This is a genomic window from Thalassoroseus sp. (assembly GCF_984380535.1).
In genome coordinates this window covers 238,641-259,636 of record NZ_CFHRBF010000012.1, presented here as the reverse complement: position 1 = coordinate 259,636, position 20,996 = coordinate 238,641, and the positions used below count along the sequence as shown (strand labels likewise).

20 protein-coding genes are annotated in these 20,996 nt (G+C 54.6%); 14 read left to right on the top strand and 6 right to left on the bottom strand.

Going from position 1 to position 20,996, the window contains the following annotated elements; all coding sequences use genetic code 11:
- Nucleotides 1-344 precede the first annotated feature (344 nt).
- Nucleotides 345-1,772 (top strand): tetratricopeptide repeat protein, encoded by a 1,428-nt coding sequence (locus AC5DDB_RS18055; RefSeq protein ID WP_491741145.1) that lies wholly within the window; start codon nt 345-347, stop codon nt 1,770-1,772.
- A 15-nt stretch (nt 1,773-1,787) separates the two neighbouring features.
- Here AC5DDB_RS18055 and miaA read toward each other — a convergent pair whose 3' ends face one another.
- Nucleotides 1,788-2,735, bottom strand: a complete 948-nt coding sequence (gene miaA / locus AC5DDB_RS18050; protein ID WP_491741144.1) for a tRNA (adenosine(37)-N6)-dimethylallyltransferase MiaA — start codon at nt 2,733-2,735, stop codon at nt 1,788-1,790.
- 251 nt (nt 2,736-2,986) lie between these two features.
- On the opposite strand from miaA, the gene AC5DDB_RS18045 reads away from it, so the two are divergent.
- The 4 genes from AC5DDB_RS18045 to AC5DDB_RS18030 all read left to right on the top strand — a co-directional run bounded on the left by AC5DDB_RS18045 (nt 2,987) and on the right by AC5DDB_RS18030 (nt 6,864).
- The gene (locus AC5DDB_RS18045; RefSeq protein ID WP_491741143.1) at nt 2,987-3,436 is read left to right on the top strand and encodes an SRPBCC family protein; all 450 of its coding nucleotides are present in this window, start codon (nt 2,987-2,989) and stop codon (nt 3,434-3,436) included.
- Complete coding sequence (locus AC5DDB_RS18040) at nt 3,433-3,762, top strand: hypothetical protein (protein WP_491741142.1); 330 nt, start codon at nt 3,433-3,435, stop codon at nt 3,760-3,762. The genes AC5DDB_RS18045 and AC5DDB_RS18040 overlap by 4 nt, the downstream gene beginning before the upstream one ends.
- 273 nt (nt 3,763-4,035) lie before the next feature.
- The gene (locus tag AC5DDB_RS18035; protein ID WP_491741141.1) at nt 4,036-5,544 is read left to right on the top strand and encodes a hypothetical protein; all 1,509 of its coding nucleotides are present in this window, start codon (nt 4,036-4,038) and stop codon (nt 5,542-5,544) included.
- Between the two features lie 147 nt (nt 5,545-5,691).
- Nucleotides 5,692-6,864, top strand: a complete 1,173-nt coding sequence (locus AC5DDB_RS18030) for a zinc-dependent alcohol dehydrogenase (RefSeq protein WP_491741140.1) — start codon at nt 5,692-5,694, stop codon at nt 6,862-6,864.
- A 62-nt stretch (nt 6,865-6,926) separates the two neighbouring features.
- On the opposite strand, the gene AC5DDB_RS18025 is transcribed toward AC5DDB_RS18030, so the two are convergent.
- The 4 genes from AC5DDB_RS18025 to AC5DDB_RS18010 are packed head-to-tail and all read right to left on the bottom strand — an operon-like array spanning nt 6,927 to nt 10,798.
- Nucleotides 6,927-7,715, bottom strand: coding sequence for a hypothetical protein (locus AC5DDB_RS18025; RefSeq protein WP_491741139.1), 789 nt, complete (start codon nt 7,713-7,715; stop codon nt 6,927-6,929).
- Nucleotides 7,716-7,746: 31 nt separating this feature from the next.
- Complete coding sequence (locus AC5DDB_RS18020; protein ID WP_491741138.1) at nt 7,747-9,033, bottom strand: hypothetical protein; 1,287 nt, start codon at nt 9,031-9,033, stop codon at nt 7,747-7,749.
- A gap of 12 nt (nt 9,034-9,045) precedes the next feature.
- The gene (locus AC5DDB_RS18015) at nt 9,046-10,266 is read right to left on the bottom strand and encodes a hypothetical protein (protein ID WP_491741137.1); all 1,221 of its coding nucleotides are present in this window, start codon (nt 10,264-10,266) and stop codon (nt 9,046-9,048) included.
- Between the two features lie 4 nt (nt 10,267-10,270).
- Complete coding sequence (locus tag AC5DDB_RS18010) at nt 10,271-10,798, bottom strand: RNA polymerase sigma factor (protein ID WP_491741136.1); 528 nt, start codon at nt 10,796-10,798, stop codon at nt 10,271-10,273.
- Nucleotides 10,799-11,046: 248 nt separating this feature from the next.
- Here AC5DDB_RS18010 and AC5DDB_RS18005 point away from each other — a divergent pair, with 248 nt between their 5' ends.
- From AC5DDB_RS18005 to AC5DDB_RS17970, 8 genes are all read left to right on the top strand, one after another.
- On the top strand, nt 11,047-12,072 hold the full coding sequence (locus AC5DDB_RS18005) for a hypothetical protein (protein ID WP_491741135.1): 1,026 nt from the start codon (nt 11,047-11,049) through the stop codon (nt 12,070-12,072).
- A gap of 188 nt (nt 12,073-12,260) precedes the next feature.
- Entirely contained in the window at nt 12,261-14,186 is a 1,926-nt protein-coding gene (locus tag AC5DDB_RS18000) for a vWA domain-containing protein (protein ID WP_491741134.1), read from the top strand.
- 235 nt (nt 14,187-14,421) lie between these two features.
- Nucleotides 14,422-14,688, top strand: coding sequence for a hypothetical protein (locus tag AC5DDB_RS17995; RefSeq protein WP_491741133.1), 267 nt, complete (start codon nt 14,422-14,424; stop codon nt 14,686-14,688).
- 436 nt (nt 14,689-15,124) lie between these two features.
- Nucleotides 15,125-15,880, top strand: a complete 756-nt coding sequence (locus AC5DDB_RS17990; RefSeq protein ID WP_491741132.1) for a hypothetical protein — start codon at nt 15,125-15,127, stop codon at nt 15,878-15,880.
- A 102-nt stretch (nt 15,881-15,982) separates the two neighbouring features.
- Nucleotides 15,983-16,849, top strand: coding sequence for an ABC transporter permease (locus tag AC5DDB_RS17985; protein ID WP_491741131.1), 867 nt, complete (start codon nt 15,983-15,985; stop codon nt 16,847-16,849).
- A 53-nt stretch (nt 16,850-16,902) separates the two neighbouring features.
- Entirely contained in the window at nt 16,903-17,079 is a 177-nt protein-coding gene (locus tag AC5DDB_RS17980; RefSeq protein WP_491741130.1) for a hypothetical protein, read from the top strand.
- Between the two features lie 9 nt (nt 17,080-17,088).
- Nucleotides 17,089-17,244 carry a hypothetical protein gene (locus tag AC5DDB_RS17975; RefSeq protein WP_491741129.1) on the top strand — a complete coding sequence of 52 codons (156 nt, stop codon included), beginning with the start codon at nt 17,089-17,091 and terminating at the stop codon, nt 17,242-17,244.
- A gap of 253 nt (nt 17,245-17,497) precedes the next feature.
- Nucleotides 17,498-19,804, top strand: coding sequence for a hypothetical protein (locus AC5DDB_RS17970; RefSeq protein WP_491741128.1), 2,307 nt, complete (start codon nt 17,498-17,500; stop codon nt 19,802-19,804).
- A 236-nt stretch (nt 19,805-20,040) separates the two neighbouring features.
- On the opposite strand, the gene AC5DDB_RS17965 is transcribed toward AC5DDB_RS17970, so the two are convergent.
- Complete coding sequence (locus AC5DDB_RS17965; RefSeq protein ID WP_491741127.1) at nt 20,041-20,196, bottom strand: hypothetical protein; 156 nt, start codon at nt 20,194-20,196, stop codon at nt 20,041-20,043.
- An 11-nt stretch (nt 20,197-20,207) separates the two neighbouring features.
- Here AC5DDB_RS17965 and AC5DDB_RS17960 point away from each other — a divergent pair, with 11 nt between their 5' ends.
- Nucleotides 20,208-20,936, top strand: coding sequence for an ABC transporter ATP-binding protein (locus AC5DDB_RS17960; protein ID WP_491741126.1), 729 nt, complete (start codon nt 20,208-20,210; stop codon nt 20,934-20,936).
- Nucleotides 20,937-20,996: the final 60 nt, after the last annotated feature.

Below are 20,996 nucleotides of genomic sequence, written 5' to 3'. Positions count from 1 at the left end.
AGGTCTCGTTGATAGAGCCCTCCAACCTTAGCGTACCGAAACGGATGCCCAGTTCCATCAAAAACTGTTGATTTTTCGGCGGATTGTGGGTGTCTTGCCCCAAAGGATTAGCAGATTTGCTTCGGGGAACGTTCTGGCACCGTATGTCTGTTCGTGATAGATTGAACTTCCATCACACGTAGTTACACTTTTTTCGGAAAAAACTCATTTTTTCGGGCAAGTCTTCTGTGGATGGGCTTGTTAGTCTGAAGAACGAAGCCGTTTCCGATCGATCGATGTCTCTCTGGTCGATTTATGGAACGCGACTCTACTCAACCCAAGTCGGTTTTTAAGGGAAGTTACCCATGCCATCGCTCGATCCGGAACGTGCGGGCCAATTGGCGCGAGATTGTTGGCGGAAGGGCACCGAAGCGCTCAATTCGAAGAATTGGGACTTCGCCATCGAGATGTTCGCTCAGGCCGTCAAACTGGTTCCCGACAATCTCATGTACCGTCAAGTTCTCCGCGGGGCCGAGCACAAGAAGTACGGCGACAATGGCAAAGGCGCTCGTATGGCCGGCGCGAAGTTGATGGGGATCAAAAGCAAAGTCAAAAAAGCCCGCTCCAAGGAAGATTGGGATGCGGTTGACCTTGCCGCCGAGGAAGGGTTAAAGGTCAATCCTTGGGAACCATCGTTGAACTTCGAGTTGGGGACGGCCTGTTCGAAGCGGGAGTTCCTGGACGTCGCGATTTTCGCCTTCGGTGAGGCGGTCAAAGCTGAGAAGGAAAACCGCGATTATTTGCGTGCCCTCGGTGATGCGCATCTCGAAAAAGAGAACTACGACGAAGCTGCCCTGTTCTGGGGCAAGGTTTACGAACTCGACCCGCACGATGGGGAAGCACGATCGAAGTGCTCGCAAATTCAGGTGGAAAAGGCCACCAAGAAAGGCGGCTATCGGGAGGCGGAAGGAACTCGCGACGTCGCCACCGAGAAAACCGCATACGAACAAGCCCGGGGCGATCGGTCGTCCAAGAACACCGACGTCATCAATCCGGGTGACGATCCGATCAAAGACTTGGAAATGGCGATTCGCAAGAATCCCGACAATGTCGACAACTACGTGCGGTTGGCGGAACTGCATCGTAAGGAAAAACGGTACGAATCGGCATTGAAGTACGCTCGCAAAGCGGCGGAAATGAGCGACGAACCGACCGTCGCGGAATTGGTGGAAGATGTCGAGTTGGAATTGCTTCGGCAACGACTCGACAAGGCCACGGACGATATGAACGCAAACCCGGAAGACGAAGCGGTCAAAGCGTTCCGTGACAAAACGTTGCGAAAACTCGTGAAACACGAAATCGATGTGCTCGCCGGTCGTGTCAAACGCTACCCGAAGAACTCGCAGCTCAAATTCGACTTGGGCAAACGGTATCGACAGGTCGGGAAGTATTCCGATGCAATTCAGCTGTTCCAGCAATCGGTCGCCGATCAACGGTTGGAATCGGAAGCCCTGGTTCACTTGGGGCATTGCTTCATCAAAGAAAAGAAGTTGCCCCTGGCGAAACGGCAATTTGAGAAAGCGCTGCCGAAGTTGAACAAACAGGATGACCCCGATTTGTTCAAAGACGCCTGCTATGCTCTTGCCCGTTTGGAAGAGGAGTCCGGGAACCTCGAGCAAGCCGAGGAGCATTACAGCAACATTCTCGAAATCGACTACAACTACCGCAACGTGCAAAAACGGCTGGAGAAAATTCAGTCCGGCGAAGCGGGTGGCGGCGACGACGACGAATAATGCACGGGATGAAAGTCACGAAGCCGGAGCTAGTCGGGCGATGTGGCCAGCAAGTTCTTCGGGACTTTCTTGCCCGGTGATCGGGATGGCGGTGCACTCTTCGAGATTGCGAAACCAGGTGTGTTGTCGTTTGGCGAACTGCCGGGTCCGACGTTGAATTAGATCAATTGTTTCCTCAAGTGATTGCTCGCCTTGAACGTGAGCGATCACCTCTTTGTACCCGAGTGCCTGTGCCGCCGTTTGACTGAGTGGTGGTGTGCGTTCAAGTAAGTTGCGGACTTCTTCGATCAGTCCCTCGGCAATCATCATTTCCACGCGTCGATTGATCCGCTGATGCAACCAATCACGCGGTGGTTCCAACCAGTAGACGTGTTGCGGTCGTTGCTCTGGTGGTAATGCGGCCTGTCGTTGTTGAGCCGAAAGCGGTTTTCCGGTCACGTGATGGACTTCGAGAGCCCGAACGATTCGACGGGTATCATTCGGATGGAGTTTCGCTGCCGACTCTGGATCGACTTGAGCCAACTCACGATGCAACCATTCCGAACCTGCAGAGGCGGCTTGAGTTTCGATGCGTTGTCGGAACTCCAGATCCGCGGCCGGTCCATCAAACACGCCTCGCAACAGTCCCCGCAGATACAACCCAGTTCCCCCGACGAACAACGGGATCCGTCCGCGTGCCATAATGTCACGACAAACCCGATCGGAAGCTGAAACGTACTCCGCCAGGCTGAAATCTTCGTGTGGATCGAGAATGTCGATCAAGTGGTGCGGCACGGCGGCTTGTTGCTCGGGAGTTGCCTTCGCCGTGCCAATATCCATGCCGCGATACAGCGACATCGAGTCCAACGCAATGATTTCCGCACCGATAAGCTGAGCCAAATGAATCGCCACAGCGCTCTTGCCACAAGCGGTGGGCCCGCCTAGAAACCAAGCGGTACGGATGATCGAAGCATCAATTTGCATTGTTGGTAGGCTCAAGTGGAACGCCCGAGTCGATACAAGGGCTTTCATCAGACGACGTTGGTTCTTAATATAACGACCAGCTTGCTTCCTTCAGAGGGTGTGCGACCGAACTTGGCGAATCCCGAGCCAATCGGAAGCCTGCAGGCAGATTAACCTGGTTGAAGAACCACCGAGAACCCGAATCGATCCAGCGACGTTGGCCAGGTCCTGCCAACATGAGTCGCCCGTACATTGTCGCGAGAGTCCGTCAAATGGCTGAGTTTGAATACAGTACCATCATTGCGTGTGAAGCGTCCAAGTTGTTCGAATTCATCATTCGACCACACCAAGCCTACACACTCTCGCCGCCCAAAATGAACATCACCCTTCTGCAAACCCCGGAGATTATCGAGTTGGGCAGCGTAATCCGGTTTCAAGTGGAAGCCTTTGGCATGACGCAGGAGTTTACTCACGAGATCATCGCATTCGAGCCCGATCAGCGGTTTGTCGAGCAACAGACCAAGGGGCTGTTCAAAAAATATGTGCACGAGCACTCCGTGACACCCACTGAGGGGGGCGTGAAGTTGCGGGATCGAGTGGAGTTTCAACCGCCGGGGGGCATGGTGGGGATGATGCTCACCGAGGATCGAATCCGCGAAAATCTGAAGAAGAGTTTGGAATACAGTCATGGCGAGCTGAAAAAGACAATGGAATCCGCATGAATTCACCCGACCGTCCGCGACCGCCACGTCGTCCCAGTGAATCTCGCCGTCGTCGTGAGCGAGAACGTGCCAAGAGTCGCACGGGGACGCCTTTCGCGTTGATGGTCTTGCTCGCGGTCGTCGGAGCGCCGTTGGTCGTGGGGTTGATGATCACGCCGAAACTGTTCTATGTCGTGGCTGTTGTTTTCGGTATCGGTGCGTTTCACTATCTTGTGTGGGGATGGTGGCTCGGCGGTGGGCCGACTGCGGAGAACAACTTCTGGGAACACGCTGAACCGCCCGCTTCGGAACGGGGTTCCGACGATCCGTGGCTTGACGTAGAATAGATAGGTCCCTCGGACGAACACACGTCAAGAGTTGGCGATCCCGCAATCGACTTGGCGACGTGGGTTGTCTCGTTTCAGGGGCGAACCTGTTCGCATCCCACGTGAAATTTCGTCAAATCACGAATATCGATCAGATGCGACGAACTTCCCAGTGCCCAACACTTACTGAGACCTAGCCGAATTTGTGTGAGCGGATCAGTGGTCTTGCGTCATTATTGCAGTGTCTGGGGCTGTTTCGATTCTCCGCACTCCGCGAAAGCCCGGAATTAATCCATGAATTCTGCATTCGCTCGTATCTCGTTACTGTTGCTCGCTTTTGGAACAGTCGCCGACCTGGTTCATGCGGACAATACGCTGGCGTCGCGAAAGTTGGACGGTCTTCGTTCGCAACATCAACGATTGCGAGACGAACTTGCGGAGGCTTTATCGAAAATTCTCCCGCAAGCCGAAGCGGGAAATGCTTCGAACGCAGTTGCCGAAATCCAGCGACTGATGAAGCCTGTCGATTCCTCGCAATTACTGTTCTCGAAATTGCCAAGCGAAGTATCGCCGGCAATTTCCCGTGACCTTCCGAAAGAGGAGCAGGTCTGGCGACGCGAACTTTGGACCACTCGCGAGAAGTTTGGCGACGACATGTATCGCCTCTCGCGGACGGCGTTGCATGCCGGGTTCCCCAGTTTTGCCTACCGATTAGTCCGAGAGACGGCCGAAATCTTCCCCGACCATCGGCAGGCACGACGTTTGTTAGGCTATGTCCGCTTGGAAAATCGTTGGGTCACACCGTTCGCTGCGAAAATGGCCCGCGAGCGTCGAGTGTGGCACGAGACCTACGGTTGGTTGCGGATCGAAGACGTTAAACGCTACGAAAACGGCGAACGGTTCTATCGCCGATGGATGTCTGCCGATCAAGAATCGGAAATTCGACGAGACTTCCGACACGCCTGGGACATTCGCACCGAGCACTTCCTGATTAAAACCAATCATAGTCTCGAACGTGGCGTTGAAATCGCGACGAAGCTGGAAGAGTTCTATGAGTTCTTTCAGCAAACGTTTGTGGGATATTTCTATTCGCCGGATCAACTCAAGAAGTTGTTCGTCGAAAGTTCCGGCGGACGCGCCCCGCGAAGTCGAGAACCGTTTGTGGTCCACTATTATAAATCGCGAGAAGAATACGTTGACCGATTGATCGCTCGGACACCACAAATCGGCATTACAACCGGGTTTTATCATTACGGCGATCGAGTGGCGTACTTCTACTATGATGAGGAAGCCGACGACTCGGTCATCTATCACGAGGCGACTCATCAGTTCCTGTATGAGACACTCCCCGCGTTGCGACATGTCGGGCAACAGGCCCACTTTTGGATCACCGAAGGAATCGCCTGCTATATGGAGTCCTATCGAAACGAAAACGGGCAAATGAGTTTGGGCGACCCAAACTATATTCGTTTCGCGGCGGCACGGTATCGGTTCTTCGTCGACGAATACTATGTGCCGTTCGATGAGTTCTCGGCGATGGGTATGCAACAGTTTCAATCGATTCCGCAACCGCAGATTGGTTGGAACTACAGTCAGGCGTCTGGGCTTGCGCACTTCTTTATGCACTATGATGGGGGGCGTTATCGGGATGCCCTCGTCGAGCATCTTTCGCAACTCTACAACATCAACCCGAGACGGTATGAACCACCCGCGACGTTGCCCCAGTTGATTGGCATCGGTTCCGAGACACTCGACAAGCAATACGCGGAACACCTCAAGAAACTCGAACGTGATCGCCGCTGATTGATGGGATATCGGCAGCACCTGGGGAAATCCCCCGTTTCAATGGGCAAGGGTTCCCGATGGTCAATCCATGTGTCGTTGTAATGATTCCTGGTAGAGGTTTTGTGCCTCGAACCGATTTCGTTCAACACCATGGAGAGAAACACCATGAAAGCCGTCTGCTGGCACGGAAAATCTGATGTCCGTGTAGATACCGTTCCTGATCCGAGAATCGAAGACCCGCGCGACATCATTATCAAGGTGACTGCAAGCGGGATCTGCGGGTCTGATCTGCATCTGTATGATGGATACGTCCCGACGATGGAAGAAGGCGACATCATCGGTCATGAACCGATGGGAGAAGTCGTCGAAGTTGGGTCTGCGATTTCGAAGTTCGCAATCGGCGATCGGGTGGTTGTGCCATTCACATTGAGTTGTGGTTCGTGTTTCTTCTGCGACCAGCAGTTGTATTCCTTATGTGACAACTCCAACCCGAATGCGGAAATCGCCCGCGAAAACATGGGTCAATCGCCGGCCGGTTTGCTTGGCTATTCGCACATGCTCGGTGGATTTTCCGGCGGGCAGGCTGAGTATCTGAGGGTGCCATTTGCGGATATCGGGCCGATCAAGGTTCCGGCTGGCATTCCGGATGAGAAGGTCGTGTTTCTTTCCGATATCTTTCCGACAGGCTACATGGCGGCTGAGAATTGTGGCATCGAACCAGGTGACACGGTCGCCGTCTGGGGCTGCGGACCAGTCGCTCAATTCGCGATCAAAAGTGCCTGGATGCTCGGTGCCGGTCGTGTGATTGCCATTGACCGAGTCCCGGAACGTCTCGAAATGGCCAGGCAGCATGGGAAAGCGGAGACCATCGACTTCAGCAAAGAAGATGTCCAAGAGCGTCTACTCGAAATGACGAAAGGACGCGGCCCGGATCGGTGTATCGATGCCGTCGGTGCGGAGGCCCATGCCAGTGGTGACCTGAGTGCCTTCCTCGATAAGGTGAAAGTCGCGGTCGGCATGGAAACCGATCGCCCTCAAGCCTTGCGTGAAGCGATTCTTTGTTGTCGCAAAGGCGGGACTGTTTCGATTCCCGGCGTATATGTCGGGCAGGCCGACAACATTCCGATCGGGCCGGCAATGAACAAAGGTCTCACGTTCCGCATGGGACAAACGCATGTGCCGCGATATCTCGAACCGCTACTCGAGAAAATCGTCGACGGTGAGATTGATCCGTCCTTTGTCATCACGCATACCATTCCGATCGACGAGGCACCGGAAGCCTATCAAACGTTTCGTGACAAACAAGACGGCTGCGTCAAAGTGGTCATCAAGCCGTAGCGAACGAAGCCAAAATTCGAACTCATGCCCATTCGGTCAGACGAATGGGCATGAGATTCGGCTTAATCTTTCTTTTTGCCATAGAGTGTCACACGACTGTAAACACCACGATCGTCAAAGGACCCGATACCGACTTTTCCGTGCTTGAAGGTTTTGTCGGTGGCTGTCATGACGGGTTCTTCCATGTCGTCGAAGTAAACCTTGATCGAACCACTCTCGACATCCCGGACAATTCGCGCGTGATGCCATTCATCGTCCCAATTCGTACCGGGTGTTGTCTTCGTCGAGATCTTGGTTCGTGGTGCATCATTGACGATAAAGATTTGATTGGCGTGGTCGTCGGTCTTCTTGCCGAAGTGCACGTAGTAAAAGTGCGAGGGATCTTGATGTCCAAAGAATAGACAGAGACTTCGGTGATTGTAGTCGGGTTCCGTGGACTTGAGTTGCACATCCAGCACAAAATCGGTCACGGTGACCGACTGCAAAATGGCCTGATTGAAAGGTGAGCGAACTTTGGGTTTGTAGTCGCTGACTTTCTTGGTCAAAGCGAAAACCGCTCGGTTATCGAGTTCTTGTAACTTCCAAGCTTCCGGGTCTGTCGGATGCCAATGATCGGCGTTCTCCTCAAAATCGGTGTGGTAAACCAAAGGCAAACCGTTCAAAGTGGTCGACGGTGGCTTCTTCGCGGTGACTTCCACACGCGTGTCGTCGGCTAATAATGGCCGAGTCGCAGACAAGCAAAACACTGCGATCAAAGTTGTGCATACGATTTGTCGGTTCATCACGGAACGCTCACATATCAGAAATGGGAAGAAACTGGCGTAAGTTTCTCCCCATTGAACAGGCTTCATGCTCATGCCGCAACCGAGATGGCTACGACGCTTACTTCGAGTCGCTCGCGGTGACTTCGACAACTAACACGAGTTGCCGAGTGGACGGCTTCTCGTTGTTGCTTGGCGATTGATCGTTCGTCAGAGTGCCAATAATCGTGGGTACACCGAGAGGCAAGCGAACGGAGGTGGCGAGATGCCGGGTTGGCATATTGACACGGTCGATCATCGCTTGAGCTTTCCCGCCGCCGGTCTCGCCTTGATCGCTCTTGACACGATTGAATTCAGCCGTGAGTTGAACAGGCTCGCCGGGTTCTTCCCATCCGGTGACGGTGCTCCAGATGTCCAACGAAACCGTGTTTTTCTCAGCGTTCAAGGATGGTTTGACTTGAACGATCGTGCCGATATGCGGGTAGGCGACTTCTGGTGTATAGGCGGCGGAACCAAAACCGACACTAGGAGTCGCACCTCGAATAACCATCCGTCGCGAGCCGGAAGCTAAATGCACGGTTTGCCCGCTATGACAGGTGATTCGGCCATAATAACTGGCGTCTTTGAGTTGTTCGGCGATCAACTTTTGCTGCTCATCAGCCGCTTTAGCATCTTTCTGACGCAATGCCTCGGTGGCCTGCTGAAATTCTTCCATGGTCTCGCCTTCGACCATAGGGAGCCAATGGACCTGCACAGTGAGCATCGTGTCTGCCCCGCTATGCTTGCGAAGTTCTTGCAGGAACGATTCGATCTGCTCGTGCATGCTCGCGGTCTGGGAAACGACAAGCATCTGTTTGTAGTCTCGGATTTCATAGGCCCGTCCGTTGGCATCTTCTTCGCCCCAATTGGAGCCGACCGTTTCAAAGATCAGGTCCATTAGGATTTCTAACGCGAGCGTTTCATCTTCTACCGGACCACCACCCAATCCACCAGCGCCACCAAGTCCACCGCCACCGAATTGATGGTGGGTCGTCGGGACGGCGAAGAAGCCAGCACCACCGCCAGCAGCTTGGCCACCACCGCCAGTTCCGCCACCACCTCCTCCTCCAAAGCCGCCCCCTCCAAAACCGCCAAGGCCCGCGGCGGCAGGTGCATTGCCTGTCGTCGGCAAACCCGGTTCATAGGGATAATTTGGCGGAGATGACAGCAGATCCGCAATGTTGTAAACGCGGACAATTGCGAGCGACCCTTCTCTCTGTTCTTCACTCCCAGCGCTGAACGGGGTGAAACTGTTCTTCGACGTTGCATTCTTTTTGGCTTTTTCGTCGACTTGAGCGTTTGCCAAGTCTCCGGACTGAATGAGACTAACAGTCAGTAAGGCGAACGCTGTCATTCTGGGAATTCGCATGGTTTCATCCTTTTAACTGGGGCTGATTGGGAGATAGCGGCGGTTGGAAATAACCGGAGATTTGATGGCCGGGCGGTCAAACGCTTGTCGCATAAGTTCGGCCGACGACACCGTTGCAAACACTTGTCGGGAACGACAGGCTTGGGCGATGAAGGTTCTGACTTGTGGTTCGGGACGGTCTAGCAACGCGATCCAAAGTTCGTGACGGCTGGGCTCACGATGAATCCATTGCACTAGCCGTGGTGTGACGGTGTCATCGAGGACACGTCCTAGCACTAACGCAGCGATCGTGCGAACATCGGCCCGGCGGTGATTCAAAGCCTCGAAAAACGCTTCCGTTGGCGGGTTTGGTGTTATCGCCGCCAACTCGAATGCCACGTGTCGTGTTTGAGGCGACATCACCGCTTGAAGGAACAGTTCCGGTGCCTGGGGATCGTCGTGAGTCAATAATGGTTCAAGAAACTTCGCCTGACGAGTCGCGACGAATTCTGTCTGGGAAAGCCGATACAACGTGTTGGCATCTGCCACTCGTAGTAATGTCGGTTCGACAATGGGCTGCAGATCGGGGCGAGTGCGACAGGCTAACAACAGCGGTGTCGAACGTGGCGACGCCACCGAATTTAAGAGACGCAACAAAGTCCGTTGGTGCTGGGGATTGCTTCTCGGGATGAGGGCAAGCAACCGGCTCTCGAAGGCCCGGTGGTCTTTGATGGTGGTCTCCGGTTTCTCCGCAATGACCGCTCCGGGGTATCGCTCCATTTGTTTCGCTGCCACGACGAGCGGATCAATCGGTCGTTTCTTCCGGATCTTCTTTGTCTTCTTTGTCTTCTTTTTGTCGCGATCCAAGACGGCAATTTCGATTGGGTTCGCCGGTCGACTTGTCGAATATTGCGGCGGCAGTTCCTGAGGTGTTCCCACGATTTTCGGCGGCGGTGGCGGAGTTGGTTGCGATAGCGGATCAGGAACAGCGATCGGAACGCGAACGCGATTCGCAGCATTCCAGTGCGAACGAGCGCACCAGACAACACCGATGAGCACCGCAGCCGCAGCGGCGACAAGCCAGCGACGATCGAACCGAGATTCTCGCGGACGGAGTGTCCGCCAATGTCGTTGCAGCCGTTCTTCCACAAGCGGCGTCGGTTCCGGCCAATGGGCTTCAGCAAGTAGATCGTCGAGCGGGTCGCGATCGGCCGTTGGTTGTTCTTCGAAATCTTCAAAATGTTCGGCGTTCATCGGCTCACGCTTTCTCTTGAAGATAGGGACGAAGGACTTCTCGCAGTCGTTTGCGAGCTGCGTGCAAATTGGAATTCACGTTGGCTTCCGACATCTCGAGCGTGGCGGCGGTTTCGGCGATGGAGAGCCCTTCGTAAGCCGTTAGCACCAGGACTTCCCGTTGTCGCGGCGGCAACGCGGAAACTTGCTGGGCGACCACATCGGCCAACTCGTTCTGTAACAGGCGTTGATCGGGATTGGTTCTTGCCCGATCGACCGGTTGTTCGGACAAGCTCTGCGATACGGGATTTCTTCGGCCTTCCACGACTCGGAAGTCATGCAGGGTGTTGATGACAATGCGATACAACCACGTGCGAAACGAGGCTTCCTTGCGAAATGATTTCCAATACTTCGCAGCTTTCACGAGTGATTCCTGAACGACATCCTCTGCGGAGTGCAGGTCGCCGGTGAGTCTGATGGCCATTCTCAAGGTGGCCTCCAAATGGGTTTGCACCAGACGATCGAATTCGCGGGCGGACGCTGGCTCGCTCATGATCGCTCCGGAAGTGTCGCCGGTCGTGTCGGACGACGTGTTTGTGGACAGGTTCTGGGGGTTAGACTGCGGGTCAATGGGAAACTCAAAAGCAATTTCGGGAACTTGAGGAAAAAAAATGCCATTCGCGCATTTCGGGAACATCGCTACACTCCCGCCGCTCGATTTTCCGTCCAGGGACCGGACCGGGATTTCACATTGCCCTATCTTGCCAAATTTGCCTCAGCTTTACCGCTACAGGTGCTCACATGCGACAATGGATTGCCGCCGGTTTGCTTGCCGTTTTCGTTTTGCCGACGAACTTGGCATACGCGGACGATGCCCCACTCACCGTGCAGAAATTCCTCACGAAGTGGGAACAAGCCGCCGCGGAGACACGCAAACCCGGCCGATTGGATCGCGAGCATCTCCTGCGAGTCGGCGGCCCGGAGCACTCGGCTCATGAAATTGATGCCGTCCTGAGTTTCAGCGGCCCCGTCGATGCGAAAGACCTGACAGACCGTTTCCGTTGGGAGTGCGTTAGTCACGATGAAAACACCACTCGACTCGCCGCCGAACCGATTGATCCGGTCGATGGTTTGTTCTTCAGTCGTGTGGAAGTCGTTTTTCTGGCGGATAATCCGTTGCCGGTGGGAGTCGAGTTTTTTGATCTCGCTGGTCAGCCGAAACGGCAATCACTCACTGTGGTTTGTCGCTGGCGAAGTGATGCCAGCCCCCTCACTCCCGGCTTCGATGCCGCTCCGGTGATGGTCGCCGAGAACGCACCCCGATTGATTCGCGTAGCCGACGCGGAAGCCAAACCGATTCCGAAGAAACCCACGGTCGATCCACGAGTGCGAGAGATCCTCGACGCCTGGGCTGCAAGGCATCAGGAATCATCCTCGGTCCTCCAGGCGTTTGCGAATGATATCGAGAAGAACATTCACTATCGAACGCCGCATTGGTACCCGGGCCCGCAGTTGCTCATGCAGGGAAAGATCACGCCCGCCTCTGCCAAAACTCTTGGCACGACTCCGAATATCATTCGCTTGCCGTTTCCCATGTCACCGATTCCGGTTTACGCCACGCCCGATGAAATCCTGGCAAATTTTCGGATCGACGTGCTCTCAAAAACCGAAGAGACCGTGGAACTCGATTGGCGATTGGCGTCGCCGAATAAGAACGTCCTGTATCCGAACATGCGAACGTTGATCGATCTGCAAACGTTCCAGGTCATCGAAGCGACCTACTATGACGCCAACGAAACGCTGAAAGTCATTCAAACTCGAAAATAAAGAATGCTCCCGATCGAATCTCAAACTTTCGGGAATAATCGGGAATTTTCAGCGGCCCGGGCGCATCTCTGTGGGTGAGGGCGTCCTATCCGGTTTCGATTCCGTAGGTATTTCGATCCCAATCAGGCCGCCGCCATCGCCCTCCGTATCGGCGGTCTTTGACGACCCACATTCGAGGAGGGTTTGCGATGAAGATGTCACGTCTCAAGACATCGATGGCTCATGGGGCTGTGCTGCTGGTCTGCTGTGCGATGATCACCGGCTGCGGAGAAAAAGGGGCCGGCGACGCCCAGGCTGTCAGAGAAAACGCGACCGCAATGGAAGAAGCGGGCGACGCGCGAGTGGGATCGGCTCCTGCCAGCGGTGATATGCCGATGGACGCCTCCACTCCAGTAACTGACGAATCCTACGCGAGAAAAGCTGAGTCTGAATCCCACCCGATGGAAGGTGCAGCGGCACCCGCTCCAACGGCTTCGCCGGCAGGGGGAACACAAACGGTTGCCAACTCACCGGCAGTACCCGGCCGAGCGATGGAGATGCCACTTTCCCGAGTTCGTGATGTCGAAAATCGTGTCGCATTGAGTCGAGGCGGCAAAAAGTCCGATGCGGATAATGCCTTTGGAATTCCGCTGGTCAACTCCGCAGAACCTCCGGTCGAACATAACACCGAAGGATACGACTCGATCGTCGAAAATCCGTTCCATCTCGTGGAACGCGAACCGCTTTCGACGTTCTCGATCGATGTCGATACTGCCTCTTACAGCAACGTGCGTCGCCTGTTGAACCAAGGTCGAATTCCCCCGCCCGGAGCGGTGCGGATCGAGGAAATGGTCAACTATTTCACCTACGACTATACCCCGCCAACCGATGGTAAAGCTCCATTCGCCGTGCATGTGGAGGCGGCAGGTTGTGCATGGGCTCCGGATCACCGCTTGGTCCGCATCGGTCTGAAAGGCCGGGAAATCGAACGCGACCAACGCCCATCAAGTAATTTGGTGTTCCTGGTCGACGTCTCTGGTTCGATGCGAAGTTCCAATAAGTTGAATCTGGTCAAATCGGCCTTGAGTATGCTGGTGCGGGAACTCGGTGCGGACGACCGCGTTGGTCTTGTTATTTACGCCGACGGCACGCGTGTCGTGTTACCTTCGACGCCGTGTGACGAGAAAACCACGATCTTGGCTGCGATTAATTCCCTGAAAGCCGGCGGTTCGACACACGGATCGGCGGGAATTCAACTGGCCTACGACGAAGCCACCCGCAACCTGATTCCCGGCGGCACGAACCGGGTGATTCTCTGCACAGACGGCGATTTCAACGTTGGCATCAGCAACGACAGCGAATTGGTCGAGATGATCAAGAAGAAAGCAAAATCGGATATCTTTCTGAGCATCTGTGGCGTCGGGTCGGGTAATTATCAAGACGCCAAAATGGAGAAACTCACCAACGCCGGCAATGGAAATTACAGCTACATCGACACCGAGAAAGAAGCTCAGAAGGTCTTCATCGAACAGATGAGTGGCACACTAGTGACGATCGCCAAGGACGTGAAGATTCAAGTCGACTTCAACCCGAACGTCGTCGCGGCTTATCGACTCATCGGTTATGAGAACCGCATGCTCCGGGCGGAAGACTTCAAAGACGACAAGAAAGACGCCGGCGAAATCGGAGCCGGTCACAGTGTCACCGCGCTCTATGAAATTGTACCGGCCGGCATGGCTGTACCGACGAAGTCTGTCGACGCGTCGAAATACGCAACCGCGAAACCGGCCGTCGCGGAAGTTCCGAAGCAAGCCACCGATGATGACGAAGCGGCGAGTCAAGAAATGCTGACCGTGCGTCTGCGGTACAAAGAACCCGAAGGCGACACCAGCACCGAGTTCCGCGAACCGTTCACCGACAAAGGTCAAACATTCGACGAAGCTAGTGGCGACTTCCAATTCGCCGCTGCCGTCGCTGAATTTGGTCTGCTACTACGGCACTCCGAGTACGCTAAGGAAGCACACTACGAGCACGTCATCAATCGAGCCGACCACAACGCCGGGGCCGACGTCAACGGCTACCGCGGCGAATTCGTCGAACTCGCCAAAAAGGCCCAACAGCTTGCCGGCGAATAGACCGTATTACGGTCTTCTGTGTCCGTGAAGATCGCGGAAAAGCCTTCGTTTTCCGACCGCCACGAGACAGAAACCGCTATGATCAAAAGTAAACTACTATAGTTGTTGAATCTCGAACGCGGATCACGTTTAACGGGACATGAGATGCCCCAATTGCAACCATGAATTCCCGCTAACGTGGTCCCGCTTCTTGCGAAGTGTCGGATCATGTTACCGATGTCCGAAGTGCTATCAGGTGTTGAAGGTTAAACCTTCCAATTCGCTTGGAATTCAGCTGACCATTGTTCTCGCCTGCTTCGGGTTCGGCTGCCTCCTTGGGTTGCCGGGCAACGTCCATCCCATTTTCGCTGTGTTTCTCGTTGAGTTTGGAGGGGTCTTCGTCACGCTTTCGACGATCAAGCACTTCACCGATCACGTTGCGATCATGGAAATCTACGACGAGAAAAAAAACGCAATGAAGTCGCCGGAATTGAAGTCGTCGATTTCCAAGGAAAAGTTCTAGTTGAACTCTCAACGTGAATCACGTTGAGGAGAATATGCAATGCCCAAGTTGTCACCATCAATTTCGATTGACTTGGAACCGGTATCTGCTGGCGACAGGACGGTTCACGTGTCGCAAGTGCTACTGTTCCTTGAAGTATCCTAACTCTCTGATGCTTTGGGTCCGCATCGCTTTTTTGACGGTTACCACGTGTTCCTTTTGCGGCTTTCTCCTCTCTGGTGAGATCGGCAGCGGTTGGTGGGAATTGGGTTTCCTCTCAGGGCTCGCGTTGAGTTTCATCGTTGTGAAGTACTACTACGATCATTTTCTTGTCCTGCGTCCCATGGAAACGTCTTCATCGAAAAAGACATGAAATCACAATGCGGATTGCAACGAGGGGAGACTGAGGTGTCAGGTCGTTGATGCATCCAGCTCACGCAATGGTTATGATAAGACCTTGCGTCATCCCATCACCTTAGGCCTCGTCACACCATCATCAGCAGCTATGCCCAGCCCCACACGTCGTTCGGTGTTCTTCGGTCTCACGTCGGGGGCGGGTCTGGCAACCGGCGGCACGATTGCGGGCGGATTACTCGCCGGTCTTGCGGGAAGTGTCGCGGTCGGAGCAGCGGGGTTAGTGGGTGGAACGGCCATTGGCGATCGCCTCATCACCGCCCGTCGCAAGCTGACCGACTTCGAAACCGAGTACGCCCGTGAAATTTTTCATGACAGCGTGAACCTCGAAAAGATCCGTATCACGCGGGATGGCTTAGTCTCTGTCGGTGCCCCGAAAGGCGTGCGAAACACCGTCCATTTGAAGTCCGATTGGGGACACTTCATGGGCGATTCGCTCGATCTGACCGAAAACGGCCTGTACGTGTTGATTCACGAGATCGGTCACGTTTGGCAGTACCAGAACGGCGGATTGGCGTATATTCCGGGGAGTCTGTGGTCGCAATATCACGGTTGGCGAACTACCGGCAGTCGAAACGCTGCTTACGATTGGTTCGCCGCTCATACTCAACAAATTCCCTGGCATCGCTGGAACCCCGAACAACAAGCGACGGCCATCGAAGACTACAACCGCAGCCTGCGTCGTCTGCAATCGAACAAACTGAGAGGCGACGATGAGGAACAGTTGGAGCGGTTGGAACCGTATTTGACGTTCGTCCGTGAACGCCACGGGGCACCGCGTTTTTTGCGTAGAGGGTAGCGGGTAGAGAGTGGGGATGGCAGAAAAGACGCTCTACTCTCAACCCTCCACGCTCTACATCATCTCCTTGACGCTCCCGTCGTCGCCCTCGATAATCCCGACATGCATCCACACTATGGCTCCGTCTATTGGACGTTCTTCAAGAATTCGCTGTTGCGGGAGATGTCGTTCCGGGGGAACTTCGTCATCACGCTGATCACACGAGCGTTCTGGTTCGTCGCGCAGTTGGCATTGTTCGAGATCATCTACGGCCAAGTTGCGACGATCAACGATTGGACTCGTGAACAGTATTACGCCTTCATGGCGACCGGAATGCTGATTAACGCGATCGTCGAAACCTTCTTTATGCCGAACTGTGCGAACTTCAGCGAACTCATCCGCACCGGCAACCTCGACTTTGCGCTTCTGAAACCGATTGACACCCAGTTTCTAATCAGCTTTGAGAAAATCAACATCGCCATGCTCGGGCAGATCGGTTTGGCGATCGGCTTGCTGGTCTATTCGATTGTTTTGATGGATCAAAAAGGCGATTTGCCCCAACCAATTGGGTTCACGGAGGTCGCGTTGTATTTGCTGCTCATTGGGAACGGAGTGGCGTTCTTTTACAGTTTGATGATCATCCTCGCCAGCACGAGTATCTGGTTGGGGCGGAATCAGAGCCTGTACGACTTCTGGTTTTATCTGACCGTGTTCGCACGTTATCCCCGGAGCATTTACGGCAGCGGACCGAATGGTGACACCCCTTCCGATACCGCCGATTGGACAGCCGGCGATGTGTTGCAAGTCTCGTTCACATATGTGGTTCCGATTCTCCTCGTCGTCACGATTCCCGCTCGTGTATTACTCTCGAAGGCGATCAATCCGAGTTGGCTGACAGCAGTGACTTTCGGTGCATCACTGTTCGGGTTACTCTTATCCCGGTGGGTCTTCCATCGGGCGCTTCGCAGCTATCGCAGCGCCAGTAGTTGACTCGCGTTGTTGTCTGTCTCTTTCTCTTCAGCAGCGAGGTTGGGATCATGTGGATGACTGCGGCTACCTTTGTGTTTGCGCGTCGAGGCGATCTTCTGCGGAAAGTCTTCGAGGGCGATCCAGTGGCGATTGGCTGTCTTGCGTTGGGGATTGGCGTCGTGTTTGGCATTCCGCTGATCAAGAACATGATGGCGAAGGATGAAGACATCGACGAAGACGAACGGGAGTAAGGCAGAGTGATGCACGTCTTGTCAGATCGCGTGGTTCCGGCCTTTCTCGTCGATATGATCGGTCTCGTGCTCGACGGGAATCCGATTGCCATTGCGTTTGCGTTGTTCGGTGTGGCATTGGTTGTTATCGCGATCGTCTTCAAGAGCAATTATTTCGGGGACTGATCGATGGCCTCGCGATGTGCAGAAGTTCTGCGTGTTCTGCAGGTTGCATGTCCCTTGTTTCATCTGTCATCCCAGCTACAATCACGTTTTGGAGACCTGGGCGGTACGTCAACGTAATTTCCAGGTTACGTTAACGTTCGCCCTTCGTTGATCACACATTACGCTCGGAATCCGGCTCCTCGGATTCGTTGAGAGGGAACTCAAGATGCCCTTCCGTTACTTCCGCAGTGGCAGTCGCACAAACAAAATTTTGATGGCTGCTCTGACCGCTTTGGCGATGTTCGCGTTCATCATTGCCGACGCTCTTCCCAACGGCCAAGGTGGCGGTGGGTCGCTGCTGACTTATCTGCCGTTCGTGCTGGCGATGGCTGCGGGAGCGTTGATTTTCTGGGTCTTCGGCACGCCGCAAGGAAACGGATCGCTGTATGCCGCCGTGGGGGCGGGCGTCGGGCTGTTGTTCGCCTTTTTCCTGCCGACCCTGCTCGGAAAACAGTATGCGGTGTCCTCGTCGGTTGGCACGCTCGATGAAGACGAACTGCAGGACCTGATGGCCAAACGCCGAATTGCCAACCAGTTCATTATGATTATGGCGGAGGAAGTCTACGGACGCCCCGGCCAAGGTCAGGCCCAACAATGGGAACGGATGGTTCGCAGTCTCAGTTTCGGCCCGATCGGTGATTTGTCTCCAGCCGAGGAACGTCGAGAAGTTGGCCGTCAGTTCGTGATGGCTCAGGAAGCGGACGAAATCGGCATTCGCATTTCGGATGCCGCCGTCGCGGATTATCTCTCACGAAATTTCGGCAAGAAGATTCGAGAAGACTTTATCGCAGCTCGGAAGCAACTGAAGATCAGCGATGAAGATTTGTTCGATATCCTGCGATACCAAATCAAAGCCAAGCTCTATGCGAGTTTGATTCAGCCTGAACCGCAAATTACGCCGGCCCAATTGTGGGACTACTACAAGCGAATGGCGGTGACGCAAACGTTGACCGTCGCGGAAGTGCCGGTGTCGGCGTTTGCGAAATCTGTAAAAACACCGACGGACGACCGTTTGTCGGCCTTGTTCGAACAGTACAAGACTCAATTTCCACGCGGCTATTTCGACGACGATTTGGGGTGGGTCGAACCAGTGGAACTGATGACCCCCGAACCGAAATTCGGTCGGCTGCGAAGTGTCAAATTGGCCTACCTGGAAGCCAAGTTCGAAGACTTTGTCGGCAAGACGGAAAGCGTGACAGACGAACAAATTAACGAATACTACGAAGCAAATCGTTCCAAGTACCGCAATCCACGCAGTGCGAGTAAGCAAGCCGAGAACGCAACTCCGTTCAATGGTCCAGCGGTCGCCGAGCGAGGTGCTGGAAAAGGCAACCCCGGCGGACCGGCTATGGCTGAAGTCCCGGCGTTCTTGCCGTTGTCCGAGGTTCGCGAACAAATCAAAGCGACCCTCACAGACATCAACGAACGCAAAGCGGCGATTGCGGCACGACGGGAAATCGACAAAGTGATGGAATCCGTCGAAGACGAGATGGAAGACCTGCAAGAAGAGTTTACGCGGGCCGTCGATGCCGGTGAGGAAGCCGATCATGACGCCATCGCCAGCAAACTCAAAGAGTTCGCCAAGAAAAATCGGCTGACTTACCGAGAGACACCACTTCTCCAACCGCGTCAACTGCAGTCACAGTTGGAATCGCTTTCACTGGCCATCCAACCCAAAGTGGAAGAAACGGATTCCTTTGTCGAAGGCATCGAGACGGAACTGCGGATCACTCGGCAAGAGGGGCCGGTTGTCGTCACGCGGGTTTTCCGAGAACCGCCAACGGCGTTGTATATGCCGCATCATGCCATCGACTCCACGAAGCGTGTTCAGAGTTTCCCAGGTTTGCCTGGGCCATTGGTGACACGGGAACCGGTCGAAAAGGGAAGTCGCTACGCTTATTGGAAGATTGCCGATTCCGAAGGTCGCGTTCCCGAGTTTGCTGACGTCCGCGATCAGGTCCTTCAAGCATTCAAGATGCTCGAAGCCCGCGAACCCGCCGAGAAAGAAGCCGAATCATTGGCGAAGAAAGTCCGTGATGCGAAGGATGCCGCTATGGAAGAGGTCCTGGCTGAGACGAAGCTCGGTGGTGAACCGGTCAAAGTGACCGCGACCGGGTCATTCGCTTGGATGGAACCAGCGCCGTTCAACATGCGGAGTCCTCAAGCGTCTCCTCCGCAAATTAGCCAACTGGATGCCGTGCCCAAGGCCGGACCACGTTTCATGAAAACCGTGTTCCAGGACCTGGAACCGGGGGACGTCGGCGTTGCTCCAAATGCGGATGTCACCGCGTTTTATGTGGCCAAAGTCGATTCCCGTGCGTACACGCAACCCACGGACCGTGAAGCGCTCCGACAAGCCTTTATCAACTTCCAAGCCGACGCTCCGCAAGAACGCGTGCGGCTACAAGGCATGCAGCAAGTTGCATCGAGCGAAGCAGGCGAAATGCTCGGAAATTGGCTGCGTGGTTTTGACGAACAATACAGCCTCGATGTGATGGTTCCCGTCAATCAAGCCGAATAAGTTCGGGCTGCCTTGGAATCATCAAGAGGTGCGAATCGAAAGTCATCGTGAGAGAATCGGGGCGAAGCGGTCCGACTCTTGGCTACGGGTGCTCGATACACCATATCAATCAACTCCGGACGTAAACAACGTCCGGTTTTTTTTTGGAGTCCCTGGACTTCCGCCAACGCGCCCAGTAAAGAAAGGCGTAATAGGAAAAGATTGATGGAAGTGCTCTCGGCAATCGAGGGGGAGCTTCACAACGCATCTTGACCTTGGCAATCGGTTGTCAGGGGAAGACGAATTTCGAACCCGATCACCCGTGTTGCACTGGTGAGCGGGTTGCCGATTACACCCGGCGGGCGGAATTCGACCTGACGAGCTTTGATGCAATACAATCGACAATAGCGCACAGAGGATGTCCATGACGAGCGAATCCACAGCGATGATTTCCGCCGACGGGCTTTCCAAGTTCTACGGCCCGTTTGTCGCGGTTCGAAACGTGTCGTTCGAGGTGCCGAAGGGGCAAATCGCTGCATTTCTAGGGCCGAACGGCGCAGGAAAATCGACGACGATGAAACTCATCACCGGGTTTCTCGCACCGACAGAGGGAACCGCCCGGATCGGGGGTTTTGATGTCGGCGTCGAACGGGCTCAAGCCAGTGAGCTGATCGGCTATCTCCCGGAGAACGGCCCTTTGTACCCGGAGATGACACCGAAGTCGTTTCTGAAATATATGGGGTTGGCACGCGGAATGTCCGGCAGTCGATTGCGAGATCGCACGGAATTCGTGACCGAGAAATGTAGTTTGCGTTCCGTCTGGTCGAAGCCGATTTCAAAGTTGTCGAAGGGATATCGCCAGCGGGTCGGCATGGCACAGGCTCTGTTACACGATCCGCAAGTGCTCATTCTCGACGAACCAACCAGCGGACTCGATCCGAATCAAACTCACGATGCCCGCGACTTGATTCGCAGTCTCGCGGAATCGAAGACCGTGTTGCTCTCGACTCACATTCTCAGTGAAGTGCAGGCAATGTGTTCGCGAGTGTTACTCGTCAACGATGGCCGCGTGATCTTCGACGGTCCAACCACGGAACTTGGCGATGCGCCGGCGGCGATGGAATCGAAATTCCGCGAATTGACCGCCCCCTAATCTCTGAATGACTTCCTGCTTTGCTTTTTCTTCGCCGACCCAATTGTCAGCCGACGGAGT